We start from the raw sequence: 15627 nt of genomic DNA on the forward strand, positions 1-15627 counted from the left end.
ATCCTGGACGGATACGGGCCGATCCCGCCCTCCATCGCCCGGGCACTGATCGCCGAGGGCGCCGACTCCTTCCACCGCGTCCTGACCGACCCCCGCGACGGCGCGCCGCTGGAAATCGGACGCACCAGCTACCGCCTCACGAAAGCCATGCGTCAATGGCTCAGGCTCCGCGACAGCAAGTGCCCCTTCCCCGGCTGCAACAACCATTCCCTGGACAACGAAGCAGACCACCTCCTGGCCTGGGCCGACGGAGGCACCACCGGCATCACCAACCTGGGCCAGCCATGCCCCAAACACCACCGCCTCAAACACCGCACCGGATGGACACCCACCGCGGCCAGCAAAGACCACCCACCCGGCTGGACATCACCCTCACAACGGCACTACCCCAGCGAACACCAGGACTGGGAACCACCCCACTGGCCACACCACATCCCCATCACCGACATCTCAAGCGACGAACCCGGACCTGAGCTGCCTCCGGATCCTTTCCCGGATTGGCACCTGTTCGTGGATGCACATCCATGGCCCGACGCCGACGACGACGCCGATGACATGGACGATCCGGGCTGGCCTGCGCCCCTTGAGGACCCCTACCCGGAATACGCCGCATTCCAAGCCGGGTGATCAGTGGGTCAGCCTGCTGATACCCCTCGCTTTCACCCTTGGCACCCGCCCGGATGCCCGTCCCCGTGGCCTGCCCTCCGCCCGTAGACCTGTCCGCGACACCGGGGCAGGACTACGATTTGCCTGCTGGCCAGCGGATGGTGACCAGCACGGAGGGACGGACGGGAGTGAGGAAAAGGCTGTGATCGGAGGGGCGAACTTGGGCGGACCGCACTGGCGGCGAGTTGTGGCAGCACTCGCCAACAACGACGCGCGGACCGCCTATGCGCAAATAGTGCTCGGCGCCAAGCTCCTCGACGTGGTTGCTGATCTGAATGACCGAGCGGCGAGAGCTCTTGGCCTGGATTGTCCGCGAGGCCATCGAGCCGGGCGAACACCTAACGGAAAAGCAAGTAAATGAACGACTCCTCGGTTATGCCGACGATGTCGTGATGCTACGCCGCTACCTGATCGACTTCGGACTATTGGAACGGACACCCTCCGGCTCTTCCTATTCACGAAAGACGAATCCATAGGCTTTGAACCTGAGGGGTGCCCCGATACGTGGAAGCAGGCGGGTGTTGCCGGCGCGCTATACGCTTCCACTCTGCGCGCGGTAGCCATCGGCTTCGTACACGCCGAGCACTCGGATGTCCGTCGTGAAGAACTGCAGCTCCTCCAATGCGCGGCGGAGGCGTGCGTCTTCGGGGTGGCCTTCGACGTCGGCCATGAAGGTGGTGGCGGTGAATTCGTTGCCCACCATGTAGCTCTCCAACCGGGTCATGTTCACGCCGTTTGTCGCGAAGCCTCCGAGTGCCTTGTAGAGGGCGGAGGGGACGTTGCGGACGCTGAAAACGAAGCTGGTGATCGCGGGAGCGGGCAGCTCTTCCCGGGTGGGAACCTGACGCTCCCTCGCCAGGACAACAAAGCGCGTGGTATTGCTCGGGTCATCTTCGACGCCGGAGGCAAGGACCTCGAGTCCATACAGTTCCGCTGCCAGCGGCGGAGCCAAGGACAGTTTGCGCGGATCCTTCCAGTCGCGTACTTCACGGGCGGAACCAGCCGTATCCCCTGCGATGACGGGTTTCAGTCCCGCCTGACGAATGATCCGCCGGCATTGTCCCAGCGCGTGGATGTGGCTGTGTACTTCCACGGCGTCCTCGATAGTGCTCCCCGGGATGCCCAAAAGGTCGAAGCGGATAGGCAGGAAGTACTCGCCAACAATCTGTAGTTTGGATTGCGGGAGCAAGACGTGGATGTCGGCGACGCGGCCGGCAATGGAGTTTTCGATCGGGATCATGGCCAAATCGACGACTCCGCTGGACACCAGTTCAAAAGCATCCTCAAAGCTGGCGCAGGGCACGCTTTCGAGTTCGGGAAACATTTCCCTACAGGCGATGTCCGAGTTGGCGCCCGGCTCTCCTTGGTACGCAATCTTCTGGGTCATGACGCCTATCGTTTCACGGGGCGGTTCGTGGCCCAACTAAGTCGAGGTCATCCGGCCTCGGAGCCGAAACACTGGGCTGGACAAAGATGATGGCGGGCAGCCGCGCGCTGCCCGCCATCTTAGACAAGAAAAAACTGAGACAAGGAGGAGACCCTTAGAACTCCCAGTCCTCATCCTCGGTATTGACAGCCTTACCAATCACATAAGACGAGCCAGACCCCGAGAAGAAGTCGTGGTTCTCATCAGCATTAGGTGACAGTGCCGACAGGATGGCCGGGTTCACGTCGGTGACGGAGGCCGGGAACATGGCCTCGTAGCCGAGGTTCATGAGAGCCTTGTTGGCGTTGTAGTGCAGGAACTTCTTGACGTCCTCGGCGAGGCCGACCCCGTCGTAGAGATCGTGCGTGTACTGGACTTCGTTTTCGTACAGCTCGAAGAGCAGTTCGAAGGTGTAGTCCTTGATTTCCTGGCGCTTCTCCTCGGAGACCTTTTCGAGGCCCTTCTGGAACTTGTACCCGATGTAGTAGCCGTGCACGGCTTCGTCGCGGATGATCAAGCGAATGAGGTCTGCCGTGTTCGTGAGCTTGGCACGGGAAGACCAGTACATCGGGAGGTAGAACCCGGAGTAGAACAGGAACGATTCCAGCAGCGTGGAAGCGACCTTGCGCTTCAGGGGATCGTCACCCTGGTAGTAGTCCATGACGATCTGCGCCTTCTTCTGCAGGTTCTCGTTCTCGAGGGACCAGCGGAAGGCATCGTCAATCTCCTTGGTGGAGCACAGTGTCGAGAAAATCGACGAATACGACTTCGCGTGCACCGACTCCATGAAGGCGATGTTGGTGTACACGGCCTCTTCGTGCGGGGTGATCGCGTCCGGGATCAAGGAAACGGCGCCCACCGTGCCCTGGATGGTGTCCAGCAGGGTCAGGCCCGTGAATACGCGCATGGTGAGCTGCTGCTCGTCCGGCGTCAGGGTGTGCCAGGACTGGACGTCGTTGGACAGCGGCACCTTCTCCGGCAACCAGAAGTTGTTGACCAGGCGGTTCCAGACCTCCACGTCCTTGTCATCCTGGATGCGGTTCCAGTTGATCGCTTCGACGTGGCTAAGCAGCTTGACCTTCTCGGTCATTTCGTCCCCTTAACGTATGGGTTCTTTAAGGTAAGCGTACGACGCCGGGCGCTCACCCGGCGTCGTACTCTTCAGTTTTGAGGCGCGGCGACTGCCGCAATTAACAACCGTTATCGGTTACAGCATGCAGGAAACGCAGCCCTCTACCTCGGTCCCTTCCAGCGCGAGCTGGCGGAGGCGAATGTAGTAGAGCGTCTTGATGCCCTTGCGCCATGCGTAGATCTGCGCCTTGTTGATGTCACGCGTGGTTGCGGTGTCCTTGAAGAACAGCGTCAGGGACAGGCCTTGGTCCACGTGCTGCGTGGCGGCGGCGTAGGTGTCGATGATCTTCTCGTAGCCGATCTCGTACGCGTCCTGGTAGTACTCCAGGTTGTCGTTGTCGAGGTAGGGAGCCGGGTAGTAGACGCGGCCGATCTTGCCTTCCTTGCGGATTTCGATCTTGGCGGCCACCGGGTGGATCGACGACGTCGAGTTGTTGATGTAGCTGATGGAGCCCGTGGGCGGTACGGCCTGCAGGTTCTGGTTGTAGATGCCGTGCTCCATAACGGAAGCCTTCAGCTCGCGCCAGTCATCCTGCGTGGGAATGTGGATCCCTACGAAGAGCTCGCTAACGCGCTCGGTCTCCGGGGTCCATTCCTGCTCGGTGTACTTGTTGAAGAACTCGCCGCTTGCGTACGTGGAGTTCTCGAAGCCGCCGAAGGACTGACCGGTCTCGATGGCCAGCTTGTTCGAGGCACGGATTGCGTGGAACAGCACCGTGTAGAAGTAGATGTTGGTGAAGTCCAGGCCCTCTTCGGAACCGTAGTGGACGTGCTCACGGGCAAGGTAGCCGTGCAGGTTCATCTGGCCGAGGCCGATGGCGTGGCTCTGGGCGTTGCCCTGCGCGATGGACGGCACCGAGTTGATGTAGGACATATCCGACACCGCACTGAGGGCACGGATGGAGGTCTCGATCGACAGGCCGAAGTCCGGGGAATCCATGGTCTTGGCGATGTTCATCGAACCAAGGTTGCAGGAGATGTCTTTGCCGACCGTCTCGTAGCTGAGGTCCTCAGCGTAGATGGACGGCGTGGAAACCTGCAGGATCTCCGAGCAGAGGTTGCTCATGGTGATCTTGCCCGCGATCGGGTTGGCCCGGTTCACGGTGTCCTCGAACATGATGTACGGGTAGCCGGACTCGAACTGGATCTCCGCGAGCGTCTGGAAGAACTCGCGGGCGCTGATCTTGGTCTTCTTGATCCGGGAATCGTCCACCATCTCGTAGTACTTCTCGGTGACCGAAATATCGGAGAAAGGCACACCGTAGACCCGTTCGACGTCGTACGGGGAGAAGAGGTACATGTCCTCGTTCTTCTTGGCCAGCTCGAACGTGATGTCCGGGACCACGACGCCGAGGGACAGCGTCTTGATGCGGATCTTCTCGTCGGCGTTCTCACGCTTGGTGTCCAGGAAGCGGTAGATGTCCGGGTGGTGGGCGTGCAGGTACACGGCACCTGCACCCTGGCGGGCACCGAGCTGGTTGGCGTAGGAGAAGCTGTCTTCGAGGAGCTTCATGACCGGAATGACTCCGGAGGACTGGTTTTCGATCTGCTTGATCGGGGCGCCGTGCTCACGGATGTTGGTCAGCGAGAGGGCCACGCCACCGCCGCGCTTGGACAACTGCAGCGCCGAGTTGATGCCGCGGGCGATCGACTCCATGTTGTCTTCGATGCGCAACAGGAAGCAGGAGACCAGCTCTCCGCGCTGGGCCTTGCCGGCGTTGAGGAACGTGGGCGTGGCGGGCTGGAAGCGGCCGTCAATGATTTCGTCAACGAGGCGGCTGGCCAGTTCTTCGTTGCCGCGGGCAAGGTGCAGGGCAACCATGCAGACGCGGTCTTCGTAGCGCTCCAGGAAACGCTTGCCGTCGAAGGTCTTCAGCGTGTAGGAGGTGTAGAACTTGAAGGCGCCGAGGAAGGTCTCGAAGCGGAACTTCTTCTTGTAGGCGCGGTTGAACAGGTCACGGATGAAGTTCATCGTGTACTGATCGAGGGTCTCGCGCTCGTAGTACTGGTTCTTGACCAGGTAGTCCAGCTTCTCTTCCAGGTCATGGAAGAAAACGGTGTTGTTGTTCACGTGCTGCAGGAAGTACTGGTGCGCGGCCTCGCGGTCGGCTTCGAACTGGATCTCTCCGTTCGGACCGTAGAGGTTCAACATGGCGTTGAGCTCATGGTAGCCAAGGCCCTTGTACGCCTCCGGCAATGGCTTCTTGACCTTGGCGGTGTCCACAGCGCCCTTGGTTACTTCTGTATCTGCGACAGTCGTGTCCAAAATGTTTCCAGCCCTTCGTTGACCCTTTGGACGTCTTCAGGCGTCCCCATGAGTTCAAATTTGTAGAGATGCGGGACCTTGCACTTGGCGGCGATAATATCTCCCGCCGCGCAATAGTTTTCCGCGAAGTTGGTGTTTCCTGCTCCGATGACGCCGCGGATCAGTTCCCTGTTCAGCGGGTTGTTCAGAAACCTGATGACTTGCTTGGGCACCGATCCTTCGCCATTCGTGCCGCCATACGTGGGCAGCACGAGGACGAAGGGTTCCAGTGCGAGCAGCGGCGCGTCCTTGGCATGGAGCGGGATGCGTGCCGCGTCGACGCCGAGCTTCTGGACGAAGCGCTTGGTGTTCTCAGATGTGGAGGAAAAGTAGATGAGGTGACTCCGCGTACTGACAGCTTCAGCCATTGCTTGAGCAGGTGCTGTTGCCAGCGCTGCCATGGGAGTCACCTCGACTACATTGGAATACTTTGTTGTTGTGGCGGAGTCCTGAAAAACTAGGCCACAGAAGCGGCAGCCAGTGCCAGCTCTTCGATCTTGTCCGGACGGAATCCTGACCAGTGGTCCTGCTCGGTCACCACGACGGGGGCCTGCATGTATCCAAGGGCCTTCAGGCGCTCGAGGGCCTCGGCATCCTGTGAGATGTCAACGCTCTGGTAGGCGATGCCCTTCTTGTCGAGTGCACGGTAGGTTGCGTTGCACTGAACACAGGCCGGCTTCGTGTAAACCGTAACAGTCATGGTCCCTGTCCCCTTTGTTGAAGTCTTTGCTCTTCGTTTTGGCAGGCCCCGACCGGAACTGATTCCGACTCCGATGCTGGCCCGCTGGCCGCCTGGTCACACCAAGGCAGCCAAACGCTCTATTCATGTCTTGTGCTGGTTTCCCGCTCAATCCGTAAATCGATACTACATGTAGTGCAAGCGCCTCCGCGGAACCCCAAGATGATGTATTACAAGTATGTCATTTTACGCACCGGTAGTCCACAGGCAAAGGGGGTAAAAATGTCCGGGAATCCGCCAAATCCGGAGACGTAATCCACACCCTGTGGACTACTTAGCCACATTTAATCGTCAGCGTGTCGCCTGGATCCCGGCGTGTCGCGGCATCCTGCAAACACCGTTTCGTGAGTCGCCCGCCACACTTCCAGGTGCCAGGCCGACGCCAGTCCGGCACAGCAACAGCAACAGCGGAGACCGAATTCACACCGCTATGCTGGCTTGCACGGTCTTTCGGCCGGCACCGAGCCTAAGGATCACTAATGGTCAACCTTCTCCACCTGCGGACACTGCTTGAAGTCACGCGGCTCGGTTCCTTCGCGGCAGCCGCCGCGCGGCTCGGCTATACCGCGTCAGCCGTATCCCAACAGATGGCAGCGCTGGAACGGGACACCGGCGTCGAGCTCTTCCACCGTTCCGCACGCAGCGTGGTTCCCACCGAAGCCGCCCTCACCATGGTGCGCCACGCCTCCAAGGTGCTCACCGACGTCGAGACACTGCTGGCGGCTGCATCGCGGAGCACGGACTCCCCCGCCCAGGAGCTTCGGCTTGGCATCTTCCCCAGCCTGGCAACCTACGTCCTGCCGGACATCCTCCGGAACCCGCGCTGGAAGAAGCTCGGCATCGAACTCCGCGTGTGGGTGGCCGAGCCTTCCCAGACCATCCAAGGGCTGCGCACCGGCGGCGAATTGGACCTCGCGCTGGTGTACCAAGTGGGCCAGTCCGGGCTGGCGTGGCCGCACACACTGGACCGGCAATGGATCGGAGACGACGACTTCCGAGTGGTGCTCCCCGCGTCGTGGGGCATCCGGGAGGACGCCGAAATGCAAGCCTCGCAGCTCTCCGACATGCCTTGGATCATGCACCATCCGGGCACCAGCGACGCGGTGGTGATTGAACGCCTGTTTGCCAGTTGCAATCTGCACCCGCGCGTCGTGGCCTATAGCGATGACTTCCACGCCAGCCTCGAGATGGCGGCAGCGGGGCTCGGCGCCGCCCTGGTGCCGGAACTGGCACTGCGGCACCGCCCGCCCGGCGTCGTGGTTCTCGATGTTCCGGACATCCGGCTCGCCCGCAATGTGTTCGCCCTGCTCCTCAACGAGAAGCGCACAGCGCAGCTGCAGCTCTTCACGGAATTGCTGGCCGACACGCTTCACGGGAGCACGGCAACCGTCCGGGCCAACAGCGCCGCGATAATGCCCAAAACGACTCAAAAGTCAACGCCCAAACCACGCGCCTGAAATCTTCCAGGATGCTGGAACACGCCGCTTGTTTGGGACTATCTTGAAGACATGAGCAAGATAGCGAGCAAACATTTTGGGGAAATCGAGCTCAACCACGGGCGGGAGCGCTGTTACGTGGCTTCGCACGAGCTCGCCGGAAATCCCCTCGAACTGGACCTGAACGTCACGGCGCATGACCACTTCGACGAGAAGGCACTCCACAAGGTGGACTACCGACTGGGCTACCTCCCCGAGTTGGTGGACCAGGTCCGGGACATGATCGCCGAGGAGCTGGACCAGGACGGCACCAACTCCCAGCAGTTCCTCCATTTCCACTCCAGCCAGCTCAAGGAAGAGCAACTGGAAGCGGTGTTCGGCGTCCGCGACAAGACGCAGCTCACCAAGGACGTTTTCCTCAAGGCCCTCAAACTAGGTCATGTAGCGATCTACCCCGGACAGCCGGAGCGCTACTTCGTCCTGGATTTCACCTTGGGCTCGCACTTCACCGACGAGCTCCTGGTGGTTGCGGCGGACGAGGATGGCGTGGTGGACGACGAAATCCTCTGGGAGTCCTGACGAGTTAGTTCCAACCAACGCTGGGCCCACGCCGGCAGGGTTCCCTGGCCGAACTTGTGAGGCGAGGGGGCCGGTGGGGACGACGGCGGCCGGTCACCTTTCGAGGTGACCGGCCGCCGCTGTTTGTACTACGTGAGGGTTACTTGGCCGCTTCGAGCAGGCTGGCGCGGACCGTCTTGGTGGCCTTGACCAGGTTGCGCAGGGACTCTTCGGTCTCGGCGTAGCCACGGGTCTTCAGGCCGCAGTCCGGGTTGACCCAGAGCTGGCGGGACGGAACGTGCTTGACGGCGGTGCTCAGCAGCTCGGTGACTTCGGCCTCGCCCGGAACACGCGGCGAGTGGATGTCGTACACGCCCGGACCAACGCCGCGGCCGAAGTGGTGTGCCTCGAGGTCGTGGACAACCTCCATGCGTGAACGTGCTGCTTCGATGGAAGTGACGTCCGCGTCGAGGCCGTCGATCGCGTCAATGATCACACCGAACTCCGAGTAGCAGAGGTGGGTGTGGATCTGGGTGGCGTCCGCAGCACCGGCAGTGGCCAGGCGGAAGGAGTCAACCGACCACTTCAGGTAGGCGGCGTGGTCAGCCTTGCGCAGCGGCAAGAGTTCGCGCAGTGCGGGCTCGTCCACCTGGATGACCTTGATGCCGGCAGCTTCGAGATCGGCGATTTCGTCACGCAGCGCCAGGCCGACCTGGTTGGCGGTCTCGCCCAGCGGCTGGTCGTCGCGGACGAAGGACCACGCCAGGATGGTGACCGGACCGGTGAGCATGCCCTTCATCGGCTTGTTGGTCAGGGACTGCGCGTATTCGGCCCAGGCAACCGTGATGGGAGCCGAACGGGTGACATCGCCCCAGAGGATGGACGGACGGGTGCAGCGGGAGCCATAGGACTGGACCCAGCCGTGGACCGTCACGTCGAAGCCTTCGAGGTTCTCGGCGAAGTACTGGACCATGTCGTTGCGCTCGGGCTCGCCGTGCACCAGGACGTCGTAGCCGAGTTCTTCCTGCAGCTCGACGACGCGCTTGATCTCGTCCTTCATGAGCTGCTCGTACTGCTCGTTGGTGAGATCGCCCTTGTTGTTGCGGGCACGGGCGGAGCGGATTTCCGAGGTCTGGGGGAAGGATCCGATGGTGGTGGTGGGCAGCGGCGGCAGGTGCAGCGCTGCTTCCTGGGCGGCTTCGCGGACCGAGTACTCGGAGCGGTTGAAGTCGGCCTCGGTGAGGGCTGCGGTGCGGGCACGGACGTCGGCGCGCTGGACGCCTTCGGCGGTGGCGCGGGAGGCGATCACTGCGGAAGCTTCGTCGATGGCGGCCTTCGCGGAAGCCGGGTTGGCCAGGTAGTCAGCCAGGGTCTTGACCTCGACGGCCTTCTGGTCGGCGAATGCAAGCCAGCTGCGCAGCTGCTCGGAGAGCTGGGTCTCCTCGGCAGTGTCGTGGGGAACGTGCTGGGTGGAGGTGGAGGTGCTGACGGCAAGCTTGCCGGCAGCGGCCTTCAATTCGTCCAACTTGGCGGCCGAGACGGCGAGGTCGTTGCGCCAGATGTTGTGGCCGTCGACGACGCCGGCAACCAGGGTCTTGTTGCCCAGGCCGGCCAGGGCTGCTGCGGACGGTACCGCGCCCTTGAAGACGTCGACGTGCAGGGCGTCGATGTTGGTTGCGGCAAGGGTGCCGAGCTGGCCGTCGAGCGAACCGTACGGGGTGGAGACGAAGAGCTGCGGACGCGCTGCGGCACCGGAGAGGACTTCGTAGGCACGGGCAACGGCAGCCTGGATTTCCGCGGCCGGGGTGTCCTGGTCGACAACGAGGGCGGGCTCGTCCAACTGGATCCAGCTGGCGCCGGCAGCAGAAAGCTTGCCGAGAAGTTCAACATAGACCGGGAGGATGTCCTCGAGGCGGGACAGCGGAGCGAAGCCCGCAGGAGCGTCGTCGGAAGCCTTGGAAAGCAGCAGGTAGGTGACCGGGCCGACGATGTACGGGCGGGTCTCGATGCCGTTGGCCAAGGCAAACTCGAATTCTTCGACGATGCGGTTGGAGGCGAGCTTGAAGTCGGTTTCCGGGCCGATTTCCGGAACGAGGTAGTGGTAGTTGGTGTCGAACCACTTGGTCATTTCCAGCGGCTGCTGTTCCTTGTTGCCGCGGGCCAGGGTGAAGTAGCCATCGATGTCGAGCTGGCCTTCGGCGTTGAGCAGCTGGCCAAAGCGGGCCGGGACGGCGCCCAGGTGTGCGGTGGCGTCGAGCACCTGGTCGTAGAAGGAGAAGGTGCCCGGAACGGCGGCTGCTTCGTTGAGGCCGAGTTCCTGGAGTCGCTTGGCGGTGGTCAGCTGGATGTCCTTCGCAGCGGCGTCAAGGGCTGCGGCGTCGATCTTGCCGGCCCAGTAAGCCTCAACGGCCTTCTTGAGTTCGCGACGCCGGCCGATGCGCGGGTAGCCGAGCAGGGATGCAGCGGGGAACTGGGTGAGATTCTGTTCAGTCATGGGATTTCCTTGGGGCAGTAGGTGCAAATCGATGTGTCTAGGGGTTTGCGGACCAGCGTTGGCTGATCAGCTGACGAGTTCTTGCCGGCGGGCGATGGCGCTGAGCCTGCTGGCGGGCCGGGCCGGTCGGGGCAAGGCAAGCTTGTCCAGCACGTCCAGGGCGCAGGTGTGCTCGTTGAAGGTGTACAGGTGGATGCCCGGAGCGCCGGCCTGGAGGGCGGCGTTGGCCAGGTCCACAGTGGCGCGGACTCCGATCTTGCGCCGCTCGGCGTCGGTGTCCGCCGCAGCAAGGCGTTCGATCAGCTCCGGTGCCGGTTCGACGCCGGTGAGCTCGCCGAGGCGCTTGAGCCGGCGAAGGCTGGTCAGCGGCATGACGCCCGGAATGATCGGGATGGTGACGCCCGCACGTCGGGCACGGGAGATCAGGTCCGCATATTGCTCGGTGTGGAAGAAGACCTGCGTGATCGCGAAGTCGGCGCCCGAGCGCTGCTTCGCGAGCAGCACCTCGACGTCGTGTTCCACGCTCGGAGACTCAGGGTGGCGGGTGGGATAGGCGGCCACGCCGACGGCGATCTTGCCCGCGCACAGCAGGGCCGATCGTCGCTGTTCCACGCGGCGGATCAGTTCGATCAGGTCCTGGGCGTAGCGCAGCGAACCGTTGACCGGCTGGCCGCTGTCCTTGGGGAGGTCCCCGCGCAGGGCAAGGATGCCGCGCACGCCGTTGTCCAGGAGTTCGCCGATGATCTCGGCCAACTCCTGCGGGGTGTTCCCAACGCAGGTCAGGTGCGCCAATGGCCGGAGCGTCGTTTCGAGCAGCAGCCGGTTGATGAGCTCGACGGCGGTGTCCCGGTTGGAGCCGCTGGCGCCGTAGGTGACCGAGACGAAGTCGGGGTCGGTGGCCTCAAGCTCCCCGATGGTCGTCCAGAGGGATTCCGCGGCGGCTGGAGAGCGGGGCGGGAAAAGTTCGTAGGACAGGGCAACGGGAGCGGCGCCGGTCAGGTTTGGATGGGTGTCGATAAGGCTTGGTGGTGACATTTGCGTCCTTGGCTGTGTGTCAACGGGCCTGCGTTCACGGACTTGAAAACCAGGTCCATGGACTGCAGAATCGGTGAATTGAGTTGGGGATACACGCAACGAACTCCAGCAGGGCGCAGCCGCGACTGTTACGCCTGGAATGAAGTTGTCCGTGTGCAAATGTCAGGCCCACATGGGGGCACCCACACCCTCCTGCCTGCCTTCAAGAGACAGATCCGGCGGAGGATCGCTGACACGTTACCGCGGTAACTTGAATACGACTCTAGATCGGGGCACGGAGCGCCACAAATCCTCCACCGAATTAAGACGCATTTTTACGCTACGTTTCGCCTGATTTCTGAAGATTGTTCGTTTGTTCTTTCGACAGGGTCGGCGAGCCCTCCCCATGACGGTCCGGCAGGACTATTCTTTTGCCATGATTCAGCTTCCAGCCAGTTATCAGGAATACCTCGACGGCAAGGACGAGCGGTTCATCCAAACCGTCCGCCCCATCTTGATGCAATCGGCCGCGGACCAGCTTCACGGTGTGCGCGTACTTTACAACCGCGGCCTCACAGGCCACCAAGCGCATCTGGATGATTCCATCCCGTACGGCACCATCGTGGAGGACATCGACTGAGTCCTGGCTGTTGCCGCTCAGCCCTTCATCGCGCCGGAAAGCGCAAACGCGCTGCCGGAGCCCCTGGCCACCACCGTGTAGAGGATAAGCACCGGGACCGAATACAAGATGGAGAACGCGGCGAGTTCTCCATAGGCAATAGCTCCATGCTGTCCAAAGAAGCTGAAAACGGACACTGCGGCCGGTTGCTTGGAGGTAGACCACAACAGGATGAACGGGACGAAGAAGTTCCCCCAGGCCTGGATGAAGACAAAGATGAACACAACGCCCAGCCCCTGCCTCATCAGGGGCAGGACGATTCTCCGCAGCGAGGCCAGTCCCGAGGCGCCGTCCATCCAGGCAGCTTCCTCCAGCTCAAGCGGCACGGAGTCCATGAAGTTCTTGGTCATCCAAATGGCCATGGGCAAGGTGGTGGTTGCCATGAAGAATATGGTCGCCGGCATCGAGTCCAGCAATTGCAACTGCACGAACAGGCCATAGACCGGCACCATGATCGCCGTGACCGGGAGCGAGGTGCCGAACAGGATCGCGTACAGGAATGGCTTGTTGAATCGTGATTGGTAGCGGGACAGCGGATACGCCGCGAGTACGGCAGCTGCCAGGTTCACGACGGCGGTTCCGGCGGAGAGAAGGAAGCTGTTCACGAGCGGCTGGAAGAGCAGCCCGGGCGTCAGTACGGCGGCAAAATTAGCGAACGACGGCGATTGCGGCCACCGCGTCTCGTACCCGGCATGCGGATCAACGGAGGCAAGAAGCAGCCACGCAAGGGGAAGCACAAAGCACACCCCGATCACGGCCAAAGCCGCATTGGCAGCCAATCGGACGCGGAACCGTCCGCCGGCCATCGCCGTCGGGCGCTTCCCGGCGAGCAGCGGCGCACGGCGCAGGGAGGTCACGATTTCGCCCCGCGAATCAGCCTGACGTACACAGCTCCGAAGACCATCCCGATCAGGATCAATACCGAAGCGATCGCGGTGCCGTAACCGATGTCTCCGAGCTTGAAGGCTTCCTGGTACGCCAGTACAGGCAAGGTGGTGCTCGCGTTGGACGGACCGCCGGCCGTCATCACCCAGATGAGGGTGAATACCGCGAGCGTTTGAAGGGTGATCAGCATGAGGTTGGTGGCGATGCTTCCCCGGATGATCGGGAGGGTGATGAAGGCCAGCCGCTGCCAACCCCGGGCGCCATCCATGAGCGCGGCTTCGGAAATATCGCGCGGGACTTGGGAGAGCGCCGCCCTGTAGACCAGCATCGAGAACGCGGTGCCGCGCCAGATATTGGCCAGGACGATGGCGGCCATCGGAAAGGCATACAGCCAGTTGGTGCCCTGGACACCGAACATTCCCAAGAGCTGGTTGAGCGTGCCGTCCTGGCTGAAGTACGCGTAGGCCGCGAAGGCAGCCACGATCTCCGGAAGGATCCACGAAGCGACCACCGCCGTGCCCACGAGCGACCCCAGGGCTCCCCCGGATCTGGTCATCAACAGGGCGATGACCAGGCCCAGGGCGTTCTGTCCGAGGATCGCGGAAACGGCCACGAAGACTACGGTCAGCCATGCCGAGAGCGGGAAGACGGAATCCGTCAGCATCCGGGCGTAGTTGTCGAGGCCGACCCATTGAGGGTTCAGGGCCGCCTTGCCAGACAACGCGGCGTTGGTAAAGGAGGCGTAGAAGGACCACGCCACAGGTGCCACCATGAAGAGGGCCAACAGCAGGATTGACGGCACTACCGGCAACAAGCGGAGCCTGCGACGCAGGGACATTCGGCTTGGGGATCTGCGTCGCAGCGAACCGCTGCTGAGGGAATCAGGGACTGCCATGCGTCATTTCTGCATGACCTTGGCGTCGCCGACCAGTTTCTTGACCGAAGCGTCGTATTCGGCTGCGGCCTCTGCGGGGCTTTGTTTGCCCGTGATGACGGCCTCAGTGGCCTGTTGGACGGCGAGGGAAATCGTCGGATAGTCAGCGGTTGCCGGGCGATAGTGCGTGACGCCCACCAGACTGGAAACATCCTTCACGAACGGGTTGGCCGCTTGGTAACCGGGATCGGAAGCGACGTCGGTGCGGACGGCGATCTGCGAATTGTTGACGTCGAAGGCCAACGCGTTCTTCTTGTTCACGGCAGTGGTCAGGAACTTGAAGGCCAGGTCCGGACTCTTGGTCTTCGCGCCAACGGCGAGCGTCCATCCACCGGACATGCTCACTCCACCGGGATCTTGCCCAAACTGGGTGGGGAACTGAGCTACTCCCATATCCTGCGCATAGCCGGCCCATTCGTAGGAACCGCCCTTCTGCCAGAACGACGGCGCGTAGGAGCCTTCCACGGTTGCGCCCATTTTGCCCTGCGGCAGCCACTGTCCAAAGACTTTCTTCCACACATTCGAATCGAGGGCGTCCGCCGGGGTCACGGAAAGCTTCTCGTCGTAGAGGGTCTTCAGGAACTGGAGTGAATCAGTGAATCCCTTGGAACCCACCACCCATTTCTTGTCGTTTTCCGAATACAGGGAGCTTCCCGTTCCATACAGCAGTTCGTAGAAGCTCTGCATGACGGTTCCCTCACCGGTGGCTTTTCCGGCGTACATGCTGAAGGGAATGACGCTCGGATCCGTGGCCTTCATTTTGCGGGCCGCAGCCAGGATGTCATCCCAGGTTTTCGGCTGCCAGGGCAACGGTATGCCAGCCTTCTGGAGGACTGTCTTGTTGTACCAGATCGCCCTGGTGTCGGTGCCAAGCGGGACGGCATAGATGCTGCCGTCGTCACCGCGTCCCGCCGCCTTGGCGCCCTCGTTGAACTTGGACCATTCGTCCCACGCGGCCAGTTTCGAGTCGAGTTTCAGCAAGTATCCGGCGTCGACATCCGAGCGGACCTTGAAGGTGTCCTCGTAGAAGACGTCCGGAGCGGTGTCCGGGGAACGCTGGGCCAGCGCGAGCTTGGTGCCATAGTCGTCGTCGTTGGCTTGGATAGGCTCCAGGTCCACGGTGACGCCCGCGTTTGCGGCTTCGAATTCCTGCTTGGCGTCCTGGAAGACCTTGTCCAGGGCGGTGAAGGAGTCCGTCTTTTGATAGACGATCTTGATGGTTTGTTTGGTGATAGCTTGCGGTTGGGCAGAGCAGGCGGCCGAGGCCAAAAGGCCTACGACGCCGAGCAGTGCTGCTCCGATCCGGACTGGGCGACGCATGACGCTCCGATCTTCAAGCGGCTGCAGCCCCCACACTTCA

General features: G+C 62.0%; 15 protein-coding genes. 5 read left to right on the forward strand and 10 right to left on the reverse strand.

Annotated features, from left to right (window positions below):
• The coding region (locus NFJ07_RS22090) for an HNH endonuclease signature motif containing protein (protein WP_269997839.1) at positions 1-627 on the forward strand (627 nt) is incomplete at its 5' end.
• 314 nt (positions 628-941) lie between these two features.
• Entirely contained in the window at positions 942-1142 is a 201-nt protein-coding gene (locus tag NFJ07_RS22095; RefSeq protein WP_269997840.1) for a DUF2087 domain-containing protein, read from the forward strand.
• Between the two features lie 56 nt (positions 1143-1198).
• Here the strand turns inward: NFJ07_RS22095 and NFJ07_RS22100 are convergent, their stop codons facing one another.
• The 5 genes from NFJ07_RS22100 to nrdH all read right to left on the reverse strand — a co-directional run bounded on the left by NFJ07_RS22100 (position 1199) and on the right by nrdH (position 6228).
• Positions 1199-2053 (reverse strand): prephenate dehydratase, encoded by an 855-nt coding sequence (locus NFJ07_RS22100; protein WP_269997841.1) that lies wholly within the window; start codon positions 2051-2053, stop codon positions 1199-1201.
• A 154-nt stretch (positions 2054-2207) separates the two neighbouring features.
• Positions 2208-3182 carry a class 1b ribonucleoside-diphosphate reductase subunit beta gene (gene nrdF, locus NFJ07_RS22105; protein ID WP_059389329.1) on the reverse strand — a complete coding sequence of 325 codons (975 nt, stop codon included), beginning with the start codon at positions 3180-3182 and terminating at the stop codon, positions 2208-2210.
• 117 nt (positions 3183-3299) lie between these two features.
• Entirely contained in the window at positions 3300-5447 is a 2148-nt protein-coding gene (nrdE, locus tag NFJ07_RS22110; RefSeq protein ID WP_269997910.1) for a class 1b ribonucleoside-diphosphate reductase subunit alpha, read from the reverse strand.
• 11 nt (positions 5448-5458) lie between these two features.
• Positions 5459-5929, reverse strand: a complete 471-nt coding sequence (gene nrdI / locus NFJ07_RS22115; RefSeq protein WP_269997843.1) for a class Ib ribonucleoside-diphosphate reductase assembly flavoprotein NrdI — start codon at positions 5927-5929, stop codon at positions 5459-5461.
• Between the two features lie 56 nt (positions 5930-5985).
• Positions 5986-6228, reverse strand: coding sequence for a glutaredoxin-like protein NrdH (gene nrdH, locus NFJ07_RS22120; protein WP_028267421.1), 243 nt, complete (start codon positions 6226-6228; stop codon positions 5986-5988).
• Positions 6229-6746: 518 nt separating this feature from the next.
• On the opposite strand from nrdH, the gene NFJ07_RS22125 reads away from it, so the two are divergent.
• Positions 6747-7724 carry a LysR family transcriptional regulator gene (locus NFJ07_RS22125; RefSeq protein ID WP_269997845.1) on the forward strand — a complete coding sequence of 326 codons (978 nt, stop codon included), beginning with the start codon at positions 6747-6749 and terminating at the stop codon, positions 7722-7724.
• Positions 7725-7775: 51 nt separating this feature from the next.
• Entirely contained in the window at positions 7776-8282 is a 507-nt protein-coding gene (locus tag NFJ07_RS22130; RefSeq protein WP_269997847.1) for a DUF2004 domain-containing protein, read from the forward strand.
• 139 nt (positions 8283-8421) lie between these two features.
• Here NFJ07_RS22130 and metE read toward each other — a convergent pair whose 3' ends face one another.
• Positions 8422-10755: a 5-methyltetrahydropteroyltriglutamate--homocysteine S-methyltransferase gene (gene metE / locus NFJ07_RS22135; protein ID WP_269997848.1), complete on the reverse strand. Its 2334-nt coding sequence runs from the start codon at positions 10753-10755 to the stop codon at positions 8422-8424.
• 66 nt (positions 10756-10821) lie between these two features.
• A complete protein-coding gene (locus NFJ07_RS22140; RefSeq protein ID WP_269997849.1) occupies positions 10822-11790 on the reverse strand; it encodes a methylenetetrahydrofolate reductase in 969 nt (322 codons plus the stop codon).
• A gap of 415 nt (positions 11791-12205) precedes the next feature.
• On the opposite strand from NFJ07_RS22140, the gene NFJ07_RS22145 reads away from it, so the two are divergent.
• Positions 12206-12409, forward strand: coding sequence for a hypothetical protein (locus tag NFJ07_RS22145; protein ID WP_269997850.1), 204 nt, complete (start codon positions 12206-12208; stop codon positions 12407-12409).
• Between the two features lie 17 nt (positions 12410-12426).
• Here the strand turns inward: NFJ07_RS22145 and NFJ07_RS22150 are convergent, their stop codons facing one another.
• Genes NFJ07_RS22150 through NFJ07_RS22160 form a run of 3 tightly spaced genes read right to left on the reverse strand, consistent with a single transcriptional unit; the run spans position 12427 to position 15587 of the window.
• Positions 12427-13254: a carbohydrate ABC transporter permease gene (locus NFJ07_RS22150; RefSeq protein ID WP_269997912.1), complete on the reverse strand. Its 828-nt coding sequence runs from the start codon at positions 13252-13254 to the stop codon at positions 12427-12429.
• 47 nt (positions 13255-13301) lie between these two features.
• The gene (locus NFJ07_RS22155) at positions 13302-14171 is read right to left on the reverse strand and encodes a carbohydrate ABC transporter permease (protein ID WP_269997914.1); all 870 of its coding nucleotides are present in this window, start codon (positions 14169-14171) and stop codon (positions 13302-13304) included.
• Between the two features lie 60 nt (positions 14172-14231).
• Positions 14232-15587, reverse strand: coding sequence for an extracellular solute-binding protein (locus tag NFJ07_RS22160; RefSeq protein ID WP_269997852.1), 1356 nt, complete (start codon positions 15585-15587; stop codon positions 14232-14234).
• Between the last annotated feature and the right edge of the window lie 40 nt (positions 15588-15627).

Source organism: Arthrobacter sp. B2a2-09, assembly GCF_027587375.1.
In the GTDB taxonomy this organism is placed as follows: domain Bacteria; phylum Actinomycetota; class Actinomycetes; order Actinomycetales; family Micrococcaceae; genus Arthrobacter.